Annotated in this window: 14 protein-coding genes; 8 read left to right on the forward strand and 6 right to left on the reverse strand. The window is 53.1% G+C overall.

Annotated features, from left to right (window positions below; translation table 11 throughout):
• Window positions 1-21: 21 nt before the first annotated feature.
• A complete protein-coding gene (locus tag FD25_RS04370; RefSeq protein WP_057801715.1) occupies window positions 22-915 on the reverse strand; it encodes a helix-turn-helix transcriptional regulator in 894 nt (297 codons plus the stop codon).
• Between the two features lie 217 nt (window positions 916-1132).
• Between FD25_RS04370 and FD25_RS04375 the strand changes: the two genes are divergently transcribed.
• Together FD25_RS04375 and FD25_RS04380 are read left to right on the forward strand one after the other, a co-directional pair.
• Window positions 1133-2665 (forward strand): glycoside hydrolase family 30 protein, encoded by a 1533-nt coding sequence (locus FD25_RS04375; RefSeq protein ID WP_057801717.1) that lies wholly within the window; start codon window positions 1133-1135, stop codon window positions 2663-2665.
• Window positions 2666-3144: 479 nt separating this feature from the next.
• Entirely contained in the window at window positions 3145-4104 is a 960-nt protein-coding gene (locus FD25_RS04380) for a hypothetical protein (protein ID WP_057801719.1), read from the forward strand.
• A 74-nt stretch (window positions 4105-4178) separates the two neighbouring features.
• Here the strand turns inward: FD25_RS04380 and FD25_RS04385 are convergent, their stop codons facing one another.
• The 3 genes from FD25_RS04385 to FD25_RS04395 form a co-directional block, all read right to left on the reverse strand.
• Window positions 4179-4421 carry a hypothetical protein gene (locus tag FD25_RS04385; RefSeq protein ID WP_057801721.1) on the reverse strand — a complete coding sequence of 81 codons (243 nt, stop codon included), beginning with the start codon at window positions 4419-4421 and terminating at the stop codon, window positions 4179-4181.
• A gap of 92 nt (window positions 4422-4513) precedes the next feature.
• On the reverse strand, window positions 4514-5881 hold the full coding sequence (locus FD25_RS04390) for a sensor histidine kinase (RefSeq protein WP_057801724.1): 1368 nt from the start codon (window positions 5879-5881) through the stop codon (window positions 4514-4516).
• Window positions 5881-6573, reverse strand: coding sequence for a response regulator transcription factor (locus FD25_RS04395; protein WP_057801725.1), 693 nt, complete (start codon window positions 6571-6573; stop codon window positions 5881-5883). The genes FD25_RS04390 and FD25_RS04395 overlap by 1 nt, the downstream gene beginning before the upstream one ends.
• A gap of 324 nt (window positions 6574-6897) precedes the next feature.
• Here FD25_RS04395 and FD25_RS04400 point away from each other — a divergent pair, with 324 nt between their 5' ends.
• Entirely contained in the window at window positions 6898-7185 is a 288-nt protein-coding gene (locus FD25_RS04400; protein WP_057801727.1) for a hypothetical protein, read from the forward strand.
• A 173-nt stretch (window positions 7186-7358) separates the two neighbouring features.
• Here FD25_RS04400 and FD25_RS04405 read toward each other — a convergent pair whose 3' ends face one another.
• Complete coding sequence (locus tag FD25_RS04405; RefSeq protein WP_057801728.1) at window positions 7359-8006, reverse strand: SDR family oxidoreductase; 648 nt, start codon at window positions 8004-8006, stop codon at window positions 7359-7361.
• 323 nt (window positions 8007-8329) lie between these two features.
• Here FD25_RS04405 and FD25_RS04410 point away from each other — a divergent pair, with 323 nt between their 5' ends.
• The 5 genes from FD25_RS04410 (at window position 8330) to FD25_RS04430 (ending at window position 15619) form a co-directional block, all read left to right on the forward strand.
• Window positions 8330-9532, forward strand: a complete 1203-nt coding sequence (locus tag FD25_RS04410; RefSeq protein ID WP_057801730.1) for an NAD(P)/FAD-dependent oxidoreductase — start codon at window positions 8330-8332, stop codon at window positions 9530-9532.
• Between the two features lie 536 nt (window positions 9533-10068).
• Window positions 10069-10635, forward strand: coding sequence for a TetR/AcrR family transcriptional regulator (locus FD25_RS04415; protein WP_057801732.1), 567 nt, complete (start codon window positions 10069-10071; stop codon window positions 10633-10635).
• A gap of 200 nt (window positions 10636-10835) precedes the next feature.
• Entirely contained in the window at window positions 10836-12254 is a 1419-nt protein-coding gene (locus FD25_RS04420; RefSeq protein ID WP_057801735.1) for an NAD-dependent succinate-semialdehyde dehydrogenase, read from the forward strand.
• Between the two features lie 152 nt (window positions 12255-12406).
• Window positions 12407-13156, forward strand: coding sequence for a glucose 1-dehydrogenase (locus FD25_RS04425; protein ID WP_057801736.1), 750 nt, complete (start codon window positions 12407-12409; stop codon window positions 13154-13156).
• A gap of 153 nt (window positions 13157-13309) precedes the next feature.
• Window positions 13310-15619 (forward strand): glycoside hydrolase family 31 protein, encoded by a 2310-nt coding sequence (locus FD25_RS04430; RefSeq protein ID WP_057801738.1) that lies wholly within the window; start codon window positions 13310-13312, stop codon window positions 15617-15619.
• Between the two features lie 53 nt (window positions 15620-15672).
• Here the strand turns inward: FD25_RS04430 and FD25_RS04435 are convergent, their stop codons facing one another.
• The gene (locus FD25_RS04435; RefSeq protein ID WP_057801740.1) at window positions 15673-17052 is read right to left on the reverse strand and encodes an Nramp family divalent metal transporter; all 1380 of its coding nucleotides are present in this window, start codon (window positions 17050-17052) and stop codon (window positions 15673-15675) included.
• Window positions 17053-17361 lie beyond the last annotated feature (309 nt).

Raw genomic sequence — 17361 nt, forward strand, 5'->3', positions numbered from 1 at the left:
TGTCTTAAAAAGCGGCAACCCTTAGTGGTTGCCGCTTTTATTGACTGGTTGTAAATAGTCGGCCGTGGCCGGGTCACGGTGCGTGGTTCGGCGAAAGGTGCTGGGCGTCATCCCGGCCCACTGCTTAAACTGCTTACTGAAGCTGGCCTGACTACTAAAATGAGTTTGTTGGGCGACGTCCGCAATCGAGTTTTCCCCAATTTCTAGCAGGCCCTTGGCTTGGCTAAACCGTCGCTCACTGGCGTAGGTCTTGGGGGTGACACCGTATACGCGTTTAAAGATGCGGTGGCCGTAGGTGGAACTGATGTTGAGCAGAGCGCAGACCTGCAGAAAAGTCGGGGGCTGCGGCCCGGTCTCGTCGGTCAACCGGCTGGCCAGCTTTTGGGCCAAGACCACGTCACGTTCGGGGTATTCGTGTTGACCGGTCAGGACCGACTTATTGTGGGCGAGAGCGACCATGAAGTGCAGAAAGGCGATTTCCGTGCGGAGTTTTCGTTCGGTGGTCGCGAGGTGACCAGCATCTAGGGCCACGACGTCTTGGGCGAAGCGTTGCGCCGCTTGGGCTACGGCGGTGTCCTTGGGCAACACGGTGTTACCTAAGTTTTGAATGATCCGGGTCTTTAGGGCTAAGTCACCCACGTTAAAATGCACACAGAAGAATTGCAGTTGCGCGCCGTAAAAGTTAAAACTCTCGTGCCAGGTTTCCGGCGTGATGATGATGGCGTCCCCGGGCAGCAGGACTCGTTTGCGCGGCCCCATGAACTGGGTGACCTGGCCCTGCATCACGGCAATCAGCTCGAATAACTGATGCTTTTCGCGCGGGTAGTGCCAGCTGGGAAATTGGTTGCGTTGGAGGTGACCCCCGTGGAGGTAGATGTTGGATTCGATGGTTTGAAAGAGCGGTTGTTGGGCCATTGCACGACACTTCCTTTGTCTTCAGCCTAGCAGGTCGTTTCGGCCAATACAATAAGAAGTTTCCATTTGGACAAATTCAGGGTAGCGATGGCTATGGACGATGACTGTGAAAACGATTACAATTAAAGCTGTAAATCAATGAAAACGCACAGTTGGCCGGCTGTTAAGACTAAAGGATTCCTTTCGGCCGGATGGAATCCAATGGAGGAATATGGGTATGCAAAAGTTTAAAAATGAATTTTGGACGGCAACCGCGGGTGATTTGACCCAACGTCGTGATCACGTGGCCACGCCAACTTATCAGGACGCTGCGGCGGACGCCAAAAAGATCATTATCGATCCCACCGACAAGCACCAGGATTGGTTAGGGGCCGGGGCGGCCATCACCGATTCGGCGGCCTACTTGATCTGGGACGTCATGGACGCGCAACAACGCGACACGTTACTCCACGAACTCTTCGATCCCGAACAAGGGGGCTTTTCCAGCGTCCGGGTACCGTTAGGCTCGTGTGACTTCCAGAGCCAAGACTTTTACACCTACGACGACGTTCCTGCCGGGGAACACGACGCCAACCTGGAAAAGTTTTCGATTGGCGAGGGTCAACCGGGGGCCAAGGACGCCACTAAGGACTTGAAGCACATTGTGCCGGTCTTACAAGAGATCTTAAAGATCAACCCAGCCGTGAAGGTGATTGCGTCGCCGTGGTCCGCACCCGCTTGGATGAAGGACACCCAGCACCTGACGCACGGGGGCCGGTTACGTTTCGGTCAATTCACCGGTAACGGGTTTACCGAAGAAAACCGTTTCGAATACATCTACGCCCAATACTTTATTCGCTACATCGACGCTTACCGCAAGTTGGGCATTCCGATTTACGGCTTGACGATCCAAAACGAACCGTCCAACGCCGCCCACTGGCCAGCCATGATCTGGACGGTGCCCGAACTGGCGAAGTTTGGCTACGACTACTTACGGCCAGCCTTGAACCGGGCTTACCCGGACACGAAACTCTACTTATTAGATGACAGTTTCCACGCCATCACCAAGCCGATTACCGACGAAGTGACGCCAGCCCAAGCGGCCGCCTTTGATGGCATCGCCGTGCACACTTACTCTGGGCCGTACGACAACTTCTACAAGGCCAGTCGCGCCTTTCCAAACTGGCAGGTCGTGATGACCGAACGGCGCTGCATGATGACCGATCCCGTCAAGGAAGCCGCCAACATCATGTTTGGCGTCATCGGTAACTGGCTGGTCCACAACGGGCTGAACATGATTACCCTGTGGAATCTGGCCTTAGACGAACGGGGCTTGCCAAACGCCGCCGATTCGACCGGGCGTGAAGGGGTCGTGACCATCGATCACACCACCGGGAAAGTGCAACGGAACTTGGAATACTTCATGTTGCGCAATTTCGGTCAAGACGTACCGGTCGGCTCTAAGGTGATTGGTTCGACCAACTACACCAAGGACGGGTACTCCGGTAGCTTGGGTTCCGTGGCCTTCTTGAGCCCGACCGGTGACATCACGGCGCACCTGTACAACCCGACCGACCAACCCTTGACGGCGGCGGTCACGGTCAACGGGGACGGCGCTAACTGGCAAAACGTCACGGTCCCGGCTTACGGGACGGTCACGCTGCACAAATCCAACGGCGAGTTGAACGACGCGGGTATTCCGGCGGACGATGAATTCAAGTTGAACCCGTCACCATTCAACGCTTCCGACAAGGCACCGGACGAATACTAGCCATTCATTGGGAGGGAGAAATTCGCTTCCGGACCAGTCAGAAACGGGCTGGAACGGGGTGGGCACGGCTTCAAGCCCGTGAATCAGGTCTTGAAGATCGGCCTGTGTCTGAGGTTCGAGCCGGCTAGAAACGCCGACTAAGACAAATTTCACCCCTGAGCCCATTTTTGACTGGCCCTCCAGCTTACACTAGCGTGAGTCTTTACTTAGGCGAGAACCCTTCAATGAACGAGACGAGTTGGTTTGGCACTATTTATCGGTGTATTTGATTAAAATTAAACATTTAAAACGGGTTTTCAGTTATTTCTGGGCTGGAGACTCGTTTTTGTATGGCGACGATAGCGTTGGTGAGAAATCCATCACCCGTTAAGTTAAGCAGCGGCATGATTGACCGACCGTTCAAACCGGGTAAGTCTAGGTCCCTCAGGCGACCTTGATGGTGCAGACTGACTACACTGCTCAGTGAAGGGAGTCTTAGAATGAATAAAGTCATGCAATTAGGATTAGCCGGTTTAGCTGGTGTTGGCCTGTGGGCGGGCGCGACGGTTCCAGCTTCGGCCAATGGTCGTAATTATTCGGCGGCCCGGTCCGCGAGCGTGCGCTTAATTTGGCGTGCTCGGATGGGCACTCACGTCTACCACAACCGGGCGACCGGGGCGCGGTACTCCGAACACCTAGGCGTGCGGTATGGGTTAAACCAGGCGACGACCGGGGTGACCTGGATCACGGACGCCCACGAAAAGCTGTACAACCGTGACACCAAGACAGAAGACATCTACTATCACGTCCACAACCAAAACGAGACCACGGCCGGCTGGATTTGGCGGGGGTACTTGGTTCCCGGAGAGCCCAGCGGTGCCACCCGATCGACTCCGTCTAGCACCACCCAAGGGCTCACGTTAGCCGACTTTACCCACCAGACGCCGTTGCCTGATTCGCCCGCCCAACAGGCGGTCGCCGAGTTGGGGCACGGGGCCACGCTTGATCCGCAGTACACGGCCTTCGCCCAATACCTGATGAAAAACGTCCTGCTGCCCGCGCCCTTTGCGAACCCAAATGCCGTCTCGGCCTGGATGGCTGAAGATGACGATCCGGGTGATCGCCCGGATAACGTTTTACTGCAAAAGTTGTTGCGCCAACACGGCATCGTCCACTTTGGGTACGGACCGAACCGCTATCAGGTCATGTATATGCGGGAAACGAATCAGGGGTGGTCGTCGTACATGAACTTGGAATACCATAATGGTCCCGATGAAGGCGCCTATGGCATCGACGGCATCACGTCGGCCAACTACTTCACGCCGGTCAAGATTGGCTACACGGTAGAGTTTCTGCCGAATCACAAAGTGGCCACGTTAATCATTATGAATTATCCAGCCAAGTACGGTCAGGTTCATGAGATGGAAAATAACGAGGATATTCCGGATAGTGATGATTAAAGAAAATTAGCTTGTCTGACAGAAAAAACGCCGCCCGGTGATGCCGAGCGGCGTTTGTGGTTTCGATTTAAATTTTAGACCAACATCCAGTCGTACGATAAGAGTTGGTGGAACCGTTCGCCCACCGGGACCCATAACTTGGCCTTGGCGATGTTGGAGATGGATTCCCAAAACAGGGGGTCCCGCCGTTCCTTATCGCTCAGGTTAATGTTGACGTAACGCCCAGCTTCCGTCTTCGCAATCACGTATGGGTAGAACACCTTGGTAATCTGGGCGGGGGTAATGGTGTGGATGTGCGGGTTGTTATCAATCAGCATATTAAGACGCTTCCTTTCAGTTGATAGATTCAGTATAGCGGAAAAATCAGCTGAGAGTTATCGCTTTTCGTTAAGGATTTCCTGAGAATTTCTTAGGATTGGGGAGCAGCTTGGAGGGTCACGGTGAAAATGGTGCCCTGAGGGGAATTGTCGGTGACGACAATCTTCCCCTGATTGAGTTGGACCAGTTGAGCGACGATCGATAGGCCCAGACCGCTACCTTCCACTTGGTTAGAACGAGAGGTATCAACACGGTAGAACCGTTCGAAGATGTGTTGCCGGTCTTCGGCGGAAATGCCCCGGCCCAGGTCGGCAACGGCTAACGTGACGGCGTTGGTGGTTTGAGCGACGGTGACCGTGATGGCTTGATCGGTTGGTGAATATTTATGGGCGTTGTCCAGCAGGGCGGTTAAAATCTGGTGGAGCATGTCGTTATCCCCCAGCGCCATGGCGGGTTGATCCGGGCCACGAAAGGTTAACGGTTGCGGCACTAGCGGCTGGTAATGGTTGACCACGCCTTGGGCTAAGGCCGCCACGTCCAGGGCTTCCAGGGCAACGTCGGCGCGGTCGGCGCGTGACAGGTGGAGCAAGTTTTCAATCAGGTGTTGCATTCGTAGGGACTCCTGGTCGATGAACCCCAACGATTCGGGGATGACCTCGGGATGCTTGTCGCTGTGCCGTTCAATTAATTTAATATTGCCCCGAATCGTCGCAATGGGTGTCCGAAGTTCGTGCGAGGCGTCGGAAATAAATTGGCGTTCGCGGCGTAAGCGGTCGTTTTGGGCGGCCAAAAGTTGGTTGAAATCTTTCGCGAGTTGGCCAATTTCCACCGGTTCGGTGGGTTGGGGCAACTTGGGTTGGGTAACCTCGGGATTGGCCGCTGCTTGCTGGGCCGCGTGGGCTAGTTCGATGGTGGGTTTGCTGATCCGGTTGGCCAAGCGGCGCACGAAGAGGAGACCAATTAATAAGCTGAGACCGATGGCGATGATTAAGACGGCGATCAGGACGTGCAGGTTGCCCAGTAAAACGTGCATGCCGATGTAGAGTAGGTAAGATTTATTACCCGCGGTCAACGTTTCCGAGAAGTATAACCCCATCTTCTTGATGTAAATGAGGTGGGTGAACGGCACCTGCCAGCTGCCGGTCAGCGTCGGATTTTTCCCATTGGGGAGTAGCGACGTGGTGGAACCGTCGGTATTTTTGATCAGAATAAAGGTGTTGTGGGAGTTCAGCCCACTCCCCCGGTTAACGGTCAGCCAATCCTGAAAGTTGCTGACCTGGGTGATCTTAAGGTTAGCACTTAACCGGGCCGCCTGTTCTTGCGCCCGGACCAGCTGATCGACCGTTAAGGTGACGGAGACGGTCAACACGATAATTAAGCCGATGGTCAACAAAAGACTGGTAAATGACCGTCGGATGATGTCCGCATAGGAACGTGGTGGTTGGGTCACTTTTTTCATTAGTCATCCGCTTCCTTTAAACTGTAACCGACCCCGCGAATCGTATGAAAGAGGGGCGGGAGATCGGCCACGTCGATTTTGTTACGCAGGTAGCCGATGTACACGTCGACCACGTTTTGTTGCCCCAGAAAGTCGACGCCCCAGACGTTATCGAGCAGTTCGTCACGGGTGAAGACCTGCCCGGGATGGCGCATTAAGAAGAGCAGTAGATCGTATTCTCGCTGGGTGAGTTGTAAGGTCTCATCGCCACGGGTGACTTGCCGGGTCTTGGTGACTAGGGTCAGGTCGCCCACGCGGTAGGTCTGATCCAGGCCGCTTTGGTGGGCGGTGCGCCGTTGAATGACCCGGATGCGGGCTAGCAGTTCTTCGATTTCAAACGGCTTGGTGATGTAGTCGTCGGCGCCGTTGTCTAAGCCGGTGACCTTGTCGCCCAGATAATCGCGGGCGGTCATCATGATGACGGGCAGGTCGTCGTGCTTGCGGATGCGACGCAGGACTTCCATCCCGTCCATCTTGGGGAGCATCCAATCGAGCAACACTAATAGAAGTTCGTCTTTATGTTGCTGGTAGGTGTCCCAGGCGGCTTCCCCGTCGGCGGCGGTGAGGACCTGGAAATCTTCAAACGTTAATTCTTTGGCCACGTAACTGGCGAGGCCTTCTTCATCTTCAACTAATAAAATGGTATTTTTCATTGGGAAAAACTCCTTTAGTGACGAGAATAGTGACGGGGCATTGGACCCCTTAATAGATAAAGCTTACCTCGAAGAGCTTAACAAATACTAGTAAGTTAGGGATTTTAGCCGTTAAACTTAAAAATAAACAGCCGACTTAGGGAGATAAATCCGTTGCTATGAGTGGGTTTAGCCGTATTTTAGCATGTTTGCCTAAGTCGAAAATAAGAAATTCATATTTTAAGCTTAAAGAAGCTTCAAGATTTGGTGGGGCGTCCGATGGTATAACTAATACATCGAAAGCGAACAGCTCGACACTAACAAATCCATTGAGGAGTGGTAAATATGAAAAAATTAACGTCAATGATCAAAAAGGTAATGCTCGGGACGATGACGGCAACGATGCTGCTGGCAACTTCCGCGGGGGCTTCCGCCGCCACTAAGACTACGGTCACGGCGGAACCCGTCCAAGCGACGATCACGTTAAACGATCGGCCCGCAGCAACCATTGAAATGACGAAAATCCACCTCAAGCGGACCAGTGCCAAGCAACTTTCGACGCAGGTTCAAACGGCGGTTGATGCCAGTGCACTGAATCTGGATCAGCAGCACCGCGACAGCCAACTGAAATAACCCCCAGTTCTTCCCCTCTAAAGTTTCCCTAGTTTCTCCCCCTCAAGTTTCTCCTCCAAACCAAACAGCAGACTAGTCCATTAAGAACCAGTAGCGGCGGGACCGTTACTGATTTTTTGTTGGCCATTAAAAAAATCCGCAGCGAATGAGCATGCGGATTTTTTCGTCTAGATTTAAAGGGTTTTAATCGCATCGCTGACCGGGGTATCGCCGTTGACGATGGTGACGATTTGCTTCGGTAGGGGATGCTTGACGATGGCCGCCACGGTCGCCGCCACGTCGGCTCTGGTGATTTGCCGGGTGCCGTCGTTAGCCGGGTTCGTGGTGATCTTACCGGTGGCGGCGTCGTTGGTCAGCAGGCCCGGCCGCACAATCGTGTAATCCAAGTTGGTGCGGTGCTGGAGCCATTCGTCGGCGTAGAACTTTGCCACGTAATAGGGACGAATACTCGACTTGGCCCAGAAGGTCCGATCGCCGGTCCCCAGCGCACTCACGATGATGAAGCGGTTGATGTGGGCTAACTCGGTGGCTTGCATAGCCTTGATGGCGCCGTCCAAATCAATGTTTAGGGTCATGTCGTCGCCGGTGCTACCGCCGGAACCGGCGGAGAAAACAACTGTGTCCACGCCTTGCATGGCGGGAACCAGGGCTTCAGCGGTGCCCAGTAAATCAACCGTCCGCGCCTGACCACCGAGTTGTTGAATCGTCGCGGCCTGTTCAGCGTTGCGAATCCCGCCGTAAACGGTCTCCCCCGTAGCGGCGAGTTGCTGGACGATTTGTTGCCCGACGTGCCCGTGCGCGCCGATGACTAAAGTTGTCATAATAAAAAGCCTCCTATATTTAGGTAACTTAACTAATGCCTACCTTATCGGTTACCAACGCATTTGTCAGCTAAAACGACTTCACTTTTTGCACTGAAGTCCGGCAAATGAATTGCGCACAACTTTTTTCGCCAATTGGAGCCATTTTGAATGGTTTTTCACGTGATAAGCCGTATAATAGATTTAAACATCCCGAGATGGTGAGGTCGTCGTTCCAATGGGGGGACGTGGCGATTGGGTTTAAAATGTAACCGGTTTAGTTTTGTGACGTATCACGGACCGACCGTCTTGAGGAGAACTTAATGACAAAGGAGTCGTTTAATATGGCAACGATTTTAGTTCTGGGTGGCGGCTACGCAGGGATGCGCGCCGTGAAGTTTCTACAACGCGAGGTACCCAATGATAATCAGATTATCTTGGTGGATAAGTCGGGGACGCACACCGAAAAGACGAACCTACACGAGGTCGCAGCGGGGACCATTGCTTCAGACAAGATCACGTACGAAATCAACGACGTGATTGGCAACCGAATCGACTTTGTCCGGGACACGGTCACCAACATTGATGTGGATCATAAGCAGGTCACTTTAGCGGAACACGACCCAATTACTTATGATTACCTGATTGTTGGGTTGGGCTTTCAGTCCGAGACGTTTGGCCTGAAGGGCGCGGCGGAAAACGCCTTACCGATGGATGACTTGGCCACCGCCGAAGCCGTGTACCAACACATTCAAAACAAGGTCAAGGGCTACGGTGAGAGCCAGGATCCGAATGATTTGGTCGTGGCGGTCTGCGGGGCCGGATTTACCGGGATTGAATTACTGGGTGAGCTGACCCAATCCCTCCCGAAACTCCAAACGCGTTACAACACGCCGGCCATCAAGCTGGTTTGTCTGGAACGGTCCAAGAGTATCTTACCGATGTTTGATAAGTCGTTAGGCGATTACGCGATGCGGTTCATGGCCAAGCACAACGTCGAAATGAAGCTGGGGTCGTCCATTAGCGAAATCAAGGCGGGCGCGGTAGTGTACACCGATGAAGATGACCAGGAACACGAATTAGCGGCCAACACCATCGTGTGGACCGTCGGGGTGAGTGGCTCGCAGGTCATTGCTGATTCCGGTTTCGATCAACGGCGTAACCGGGTCGTGGTTGAACCTGATCTTTCTTTAAAGGATCATCCGGAAGTCTACATCGTCGGCGACGTTTCCGCGGTCATGGACCCGGATAGCGACCGTCCATACCCGACGACGGCCCAAATCGCGTTAGCCGCTGGTGGTCAAGCCGCTAAGAACGTGGCCCTACAATTGCGGGGAAGTGGCACCCAAAAGTTTACTTACAAGTCTAGTGGGACCGTTGCGTCGTTGAGTGACCGGGACGGAATCGGCGAGATTGGCGGCAGTAACCGTAAAGTCAAGGGTTACCCAGCTTCGGCGCTGAAGAAGATCATTACGGACCGCTCCTTGCTCGAGAGTGCGCACCTGAGTACCGTGTTTGCTAAGGGTCGTTTCGATCTGTATCACTAAAAATTACAAAATAAACGTAAAAAGCGGGCGGGCTGGGTAGCCTACCCGCTTTTTGCATGCTAAAATGGGGAAAAGGTTCCGTTTCGGGGTACCGCACTTCCTCGGAACAGTTACAACAGCGGGCTAATTTGACTGGCCACCTGATAAGTGAATGGTGGCCACGATTGTTGGGATTGACCGAGCAATGTAGAAACAAGCGGAACGTTATGGATAAAAGGCGTCCGGGAGTTTCACGGCGGTAGAAACGACCCACCTAACTTTTCGGGAATAATTCCGGTTTAACTATTCGTTGTACACAAAAGTGTCGTACAATAGAACAGTAGTTATGCTATAATTAGGCCTATTCAATGGGTAAGGCATGTCATTTATATACATAACGAGTTAACAGCTAACTAATCTGTGAATTTTAAATTTTAGCGGTTGAGTGGCCAACATTCAATACGCAACGCGATTGGCTAGATCAACTAATTCCCGGGGAATGGTTGGGAAATTACCCTGGCCGAAAAACCAGAGTACGGATGATTGGAGGTATCACGATGGCTGCATCAGAGACTAAGGAACGAATTGCGGAGTCCTTGGCTTCGTTGTTAAACCACAATACGTTTGACAAAATTACGGTCCGCGAGATTGCGGACGAAGCGGAAGTACACCGGAAGACGTTCTATTACTACTTTGCGGACAAGTACGAGCTCCTCGCGTTTGTCTATCAACGCTTCATTGTTGAGGCGCCGCGCCGTGAAAAACCGTTAACCATTACCTTGGAAAATTGGCGACCGGAAACGATTCAATTGTTTGAACGCATTGCTGATCACTCGAAGCTATTTTTGAACGCCTACCCTTATGATGATGGGGTGTGGCGGCAATCGACGAACGAATTCGTGGCAGCGCGATTATCCATTTTATTGCACGCCATGCCGGAATACCGCTATTTAAAAGAAGACGTGATTGACACGTCGGCTGAATTTATTGCGGCCGGGGCCATTGGTATCATTAATAAATGGGCCAACGACGGGTTTAAGGCCAGTCCCCGGACGGTTTTAGATCAGATTACGACGGCCAACCGCTTATTTAACGGGATTTTGGATCGTTGGAAGTTAAGCTAAACGGGTAAAGCAGGTCCGTGGGGGACTTGCTTTTTTTGTGGCCATAATTCATGGTGGAATTAGTGAAGAGCCGTTTTGCTTTTTGAAATTAAAATCACAAGTATAAATGATAGCGCTTTCTATCGCCTGGGTGTATAGTGATTTCAAGCTAATGAACACATTGTGAAAAAACACAGCGTTCCGATAAGGAGGAACCACAAATGGCTTATCAAACCACGAATCCGTATACCAATGAAGTTGTGAAAACCTATCCCGAAGCAACCGATGCTGAAGTTGAAGCGGCCTTGGTTCAGGCCCAAGCCCTCTATAAGCAGTGGCGCAACGATCCCGTTTCGACGCGCACGCCCGTGTTACATAAGCTCGCGCAGATTTTTAGAGATGAGACCGATAGTCTGGCGAAGGTTCTGACCACCGAGATGGGAAAACTTTTTGTCGAAGCTCAGGGTGAAGTGATTCTGTGTGCCGAGATTGCGGAGTACTACGCTGATCACGCCGAAGAATTCTTACAACCGCGGCAGATTGCTTCAATCGCCGGGGACGCCCAGTTAGAGAATCATCCCTTAGGGGTGTTGATGGCCGTGGAACCCTGGAACTTCCCGTACTACCAAATCATGCGGATCTTCGCACCCAACTTTGCGATTGGGGACCCAATTGTCCTGAAGCACGCGGCCATCACGCCGGCCTCGGCGTTAGCCTTTGAAGACGCCGTTCGCCGGGCCGGGGCACCAGCCGGCTCGTTGACCAACTTGTTCTTGTCTTACGATCAAGTTTCCCAAGTGGTCGCCGACGACCGGGTTCAGGGGGTCGCGTTGACCGGTTCCGAACGGGGCGGGACTGCCGTGGCCGAAGTGGCCGGCAAGTACCTGAAGAAGACCACCATGGAACTTGGCGGGACCGACGCCTTTATCGTGGCCCACGACGCCGATATGGCGATGGTCAACAGCATTGCCCCGCGGGCGCGGTTGTACAACGCCGGTCAGGTCTGCACCTCGTCTAAGCGGTTTATTGTTACCGAAAACCATTACGACGAATTCTTGGCTTCCTTAAAAAAGGCCTTTGCCGCCGTTAAGCTGGGTGACCCGATGGATCCGACCACTTCGTTAGCGCCGATGAACTCCAAGAAGGCTAAGGAAAAGTTACAAGCCCAAGTGGACGCTGCGGTGGCCGGTGGCGCTACGTTGGCCTTCGTGCACGATCCGGTAGCCAGTGACGGGCAGTTCTTCTTGCCCACCATCCTGACGGATATCACCAAGGACAACCCGGCGTACGGCAAGGAAATGTTTGGTCCGGTAGCCCAGGTTTACAAGGTGAAGGATGACGATGAAGCCGTTGAAGTAGCCAACGATACCAACTACGGGTTAGGCGGCATTGTCTTTGCCGGCACCGGGGACTACGGTGCCCAGTTGGCTTCCCGGATTGAAACCGGACAGGTCTACGTCAACACCTTCTTCAGCTCCCTACCCGAACTCGAATTCGGGGGCGTGAAGAAGTCTGGTTACGGCCGTGAATTGGGACGCGAAGGAATTTCCAGTTTCGTTAACCAGGAATTAGTGGTTAAGCGCGACCGGCCGAACGAAAACGAATTTGGTGGGTTGGTCTTACCGTTTCATTTAAACTAAGCTGTTTCACGAGCCGGGGGTTTTCGGTTACCCCCGGCTTTTTGGCGCAATCATGGTGGCCATTAATCTGTAAGCGGTGCCAATTATTTTAAATTTACCCCCGAGTATGCTAATCTGAGACGTAAGCACTTCAAGAAAGGGTGAGTTTGAAAATGACAGATCGGTTAAACGGAAAAGTGGCCATCATCACGGGTGGCGTGGCTGGTATCGGCTTAGGCATTGCGGAATGTTACGTGCGCGAAGGCGCTAAAGTGGTCATGACTGCTAACCATAACGTGGATGGTGGGAAGGCCGCCGTGGCCAAGTTTGGCGACGACGTGAGTCTGTTCGTCCAACAAGACGTAGCCAAGGAAGCTGACTGGCAGAAGGTGATTGATGCGACACTAGCGAAGTTTGGCAAGCTCGATATTCTGGTGAACAATGCCGGTATCGGGGGCATGAGTCCCATCATTGAAGACCTGTCATTAGCCGATTGGCAGAAGGTCATCGACATTAACCTGACCGCCAATTTCTTGGGTGAAAAGTACGGCATCAAGGCGATGCAAAAGACCAACGACGCCAAGGGCTCCATCATCAACGTGTCTTCTGTGGCGGGCTTGGTGGGACTGCCAACCGCGCCCGCTTACTCCGCCAGCAAGGGGGGCACCCGGATGCTGACGCACGCCACGGCGTTGAACTTAGCGCACCGGGGCATTGATATCCGCGTGAACTCCGTGCACCCTGGTTGGATTGACACCGCCATCGTACCAGCGGCGGCTAAGGAACAGTTGATCAAGACCATTCCGGTGGGCCACATGGGTGAACCCAAGGATATTGGGGAAGTCTGTGTCTACTTAGGGAGTGACGAATCTAAGTTTGCCAACGGGGCCGAATTCACGGTCGACGGGGCTCAACGCGCCTAGTTGCTTCTTTTAAATTTGCGAATCAGGCCAAAAGCAGCGTCTTCACGGACGGTGCTTTTTATTTGATTTAACGGTATTGCAAGCGTTTGCACGAACTGCTAAGATGGGGGCAGGACAACCAACTTAACATTGTGTTGAAGGGATCCAACTAACATGACTACTTTACCAACTTACACGCAAACCGGGCAGACCGTGACCTTTAATTTTGCCACCAACTTACAACTCACGGTCCTGACCGCTAGTATCATTCATCTCTTTAGCGACCGGGGCGAACCCGGCACTTCCTACGCCGTTGAGGGCGATAAACAACAACCGACCGCCTTTACGGTGACCAATCAGGGCGACCATTACGACCTCACGACCGCCGCTTTGACCGTGCACCTGGATGCGACGGGACACGTGGACGTCGACGATGCGGCGGGTCACCCGCTCATCACTGATTATCGCGGGAAACGGCAATTACTCGACAAGGGCGTCGACAAGGTGCACCAACGCTTGGTTGAAGCCGAAGGGCACAGCATTAACGGCGCCACCGTCCAGGGCGACCAAGGGTATCAGGTCATCAAAGCCTTAGCCGCCGATGAACACCTGTACGGCCTGGGTGATAAACCCGGCTACCTGGATAAACGGGGCTACGAATACGACAACTGGAACAGTGACAACCCGGACGCACACCTGGAAACCTTTACTAAGCTCTACAAGTCGATTCCGGTGTTGTTGGGGTTGAAGAACGGTCATCCGTACGGCCTGTTCTTCGATAATCCCTACCGGAGTCATTTTGACTTGGGAAAGGAAAGTCCGCACTACTATTTCTATTCGGTGGTCGCGGGCAACTTGGATTACTACATTTTAGGTGGGGCTAGCTTAAAGGCCGTTGTGACCAACTACACCTACCTGACCGGTCGAACGCCGTTACCGCAGAAGTGGACGCTGGGTTACCAGCAGTCCCGGTGGGGGTATAGCGCCAGTCAAAAAGAAGTTCAGGCGATTGCCGACGATCTCGAACAAAACGACCTACCCTGCGATGCGATTCACTTCGACGTCGACTACATGCGCGGCTACCGGGTCTTTACCTGGGATACTGACAAGTACCCGGCTGGTCCCGGCGAGTTTATCGCCCAACTTAAGCAGCGCGGCATTCGGGTGATTCCCATCATCGATCCGGGCGTCAAGCAGGATCCGGACTATGCCGTTTACGCGACGGGCCTCAAAAACGATTATTTCGTCAAATCCCCCAACGGACAGGTCTACATTAACCAGGTCTGGCCGGGAAACGCAGCCTTTCCGGACTTTGGCCGCCCAGCGGTACGGGATTGGTGGGCCCACAACGTTAAATTTTTGACCGACTTGGGCGTTGCCGGCGTTTGGAACGACATGAACGAACCGGCGTCGTTTCAGGGACCGATTCCCAACGACGTGGTCTTCTCCGATCAGGATCGTCCGGCCACGCATAAGAAGATGCACAACGTTTACGGCCACAACATGGCCCAAGCGACCTACGCCGGGCTAAAGGCTCAGCAACATCGGCGACCGTTCGTGATTACCCGGGCGGCCTACGCGGGAACGCAGAAGTACGCGACCGTGTGGACCGGCGATAATCAGAGTATCTGGCCGCACGTGCAACTGTTGATTCCCCAATTGTGCACGTTGGGGTTGAGCGGGTTTAGTTTCGTGGGCACGGATATCGGGGGGTTCGGAGCCGATACCACGCCGGAACTGCTGACGCGCTGGATCGAAGCGGGCCTGTTTAGCCCACTGTTCCGCAATCACGCGGCGATGGGCACGCGCCACCAGGAACCCTGGGTTTTCGGGGAACCCACGTTAAGTATTTATCGGAAATATTTGAAGTTACGTTACCGGTTTGTGCCGTACCTCTACGACCTCTTTGCCCAAGAAACCCAGACTGGGCTGCCAATTATGCGGCCGTTGGTTTTAAACGACGACCAGGATCCCCGGAACCGGGAGATTAACGACGAGTACATGGTGGGTGATACCGTCTTGGTTGCACCGGTGGTTCAACAGGGGCAAACGAAGCGGTTGGTTTACCTGCCACGTGGCGAGTGGGTCGACTTCTGGAATAACCGGGAATACGCCGGACAACAAGACATCGTGGTAGATGCGCCACTGGATAAGTTACCGTTGTTCGTGCGGAAGAACACCTTGTTACCGTGGGGGCCCGCGGTTAGCCATATCGGTGACCAACCGGATACCGCGATGACGTTTCGGTTATTCGGCGACCACGGGACTTACGACCATTACCAGGATAACGGCACGGATTTCAAATACCAGACCGGGGAATGGAACGGTTATCGGGTGGCTGTGTCTCACAATCAGGTGACGGTCACCCTGACCCATCACGGTTATGCGGCGGTCTACCAGACGATTCACGTGGCTTTGGCGGATCGCGTGGTCACGTTGACGTATCAAGCGTCTACGCAAACGTACGGACCACAAGCATTATAAGGACAGCAAAAAAGCATTTCACCCAGACGAGTGAAATGCTTTTTAAATTGGCTTTATTTAACGATGCCAATGGTATTTAAAATCAGGTAAACGTTTAAGATGATCAGCACCACGGTGACGAACCAAGACAGGTACTTGACCCAACTACGGTTCGCAAATTCGCCCATCAGCTTACGGTTACTGGTAAACAGCACCAGCGGAATCATGGCGAACGGTAACGCGATACTCAAGAAGACCTGGGAAAGCGTCAACAGATTTTCAATCTTGGCTTCGTTGCCGTGATAGTAGAGGGCAAACGCGACCACGGGCGTCACGGAGATTAACCGGGTCAGCAACCGTTGGGCCCACAGGGGCATCTTCAGGTTGATGAACCCTTCCATGATGATCTGACCGGCTAAGGTCCCGGTAATCGTGGAACTTTGCCCGGACGCTAACAGGGCTAAGGCAAATAGCATACTCAGAATCGGACTGGCGATGGCCCCCACGATTTGGTTGTTGCTCAGCGCGTTGTATAAGTCCACGAAACGGCCCAAGTCACTGTTCGTGCCATAGAAGAGGGCGGCCCCTAAGATCAACAGTAAACTGTTGACCACGAAGGCTAACGTCAATTGAATGTTGGAATCGATCGTGGTGAACCGGATGGCTTGCGCCACACTCTTGCGGTCCTTGCGGTCGAAGTTCCGGGTCTGTGAAATTGATGACCCCAGGTAAAGGTCATGGGGCATCACCGTCGCCCCAACGATTCCTAAGGATAGGTAGAGCATCCCGTGATTGGTGACCACGTGAGTCGAGGGGAGGTACCCCTTTAAGACTTGGCTCATCTGAGGTTGCGAGAGAATCACTTCATATAGGAAGACGAAGAGAATGACGGCAACCAGCGTCGCCACGATGGCTTCAATCTTGCGGAAGCCTAGTTTCATTAAGACTAATAAGAGCAAAACATCGGCGGCGGTAATTAAGATCCCGACAATCAGGGGGAAGCCGAAGAGTAACTCTAAGGCAATCCCAGACCCGATAATTTCGGCAATATCCGTGGCCACAATGGCGGCTTCGGTGATGATCCACAGGACGATCCCGGTAAATTTACCGGTGTGTTCCCGGGTGAGTTGCGCCAAATCTTTCCCCGTTACAATCCCGAGTCTAGCCGACATGGCTTGCAGAAGCATGGCAATCAGACTCGACATCAGAACGACGGTCAGCAGGGTGTACTTGTAGTTGGCCCCACCACCGATTGACGTAATCCAGTTCCCTGGGTCCATATACCCGACGGCAATCAGGGCGCCCGGACCAGTGTAGGCAATTAAGGTTCGCCAGAAGCCGGCGTTTTGCGGCACATCCACACTCCCGTTAACTTCGTCGAGACTCTTTTGGCCGGACCCCGTTGACTCGAGCATGTGATGCTTGGTTTTCGCATCGGTTTCGCGATTTTTCATTGAAAAACCCCTCTTTTCTATTCAGTTTTAGAAATTCAGGTAGTCAGTAGACTGCTGCTTTTCTACGTGGCAACGGGACCGGTGACCGGTCATCAGACGATTAACTCGCTCGTCGCTCCCGCTATCAATTCAACCGTAAGTATAAGCTAATTAGGCGGGATGTCAACTGTTAGTGTCGTTGATTTAGGAGTCCCTAAAAAGATTTTTACCGTAAAAATATTATAAGTTATCGGGATGGCAACGGTTCCGCGTGGCCAACAACTTTTTTCGAAAAAATATGGACCGGTTAAACGTGTCAAACGAGATGAA

Origin of the sequence: Levilactobacillus acidifarinae DSM 19394 = JCM 15949 (assembly GCF_001434835.1) — a bacterium.
GTDB lineage: Bacteria > Bacillota > Bacilli > Lactobacillales > Lactobacillaceae > Levilactobacillus > Levilactobacillus acidifarinae.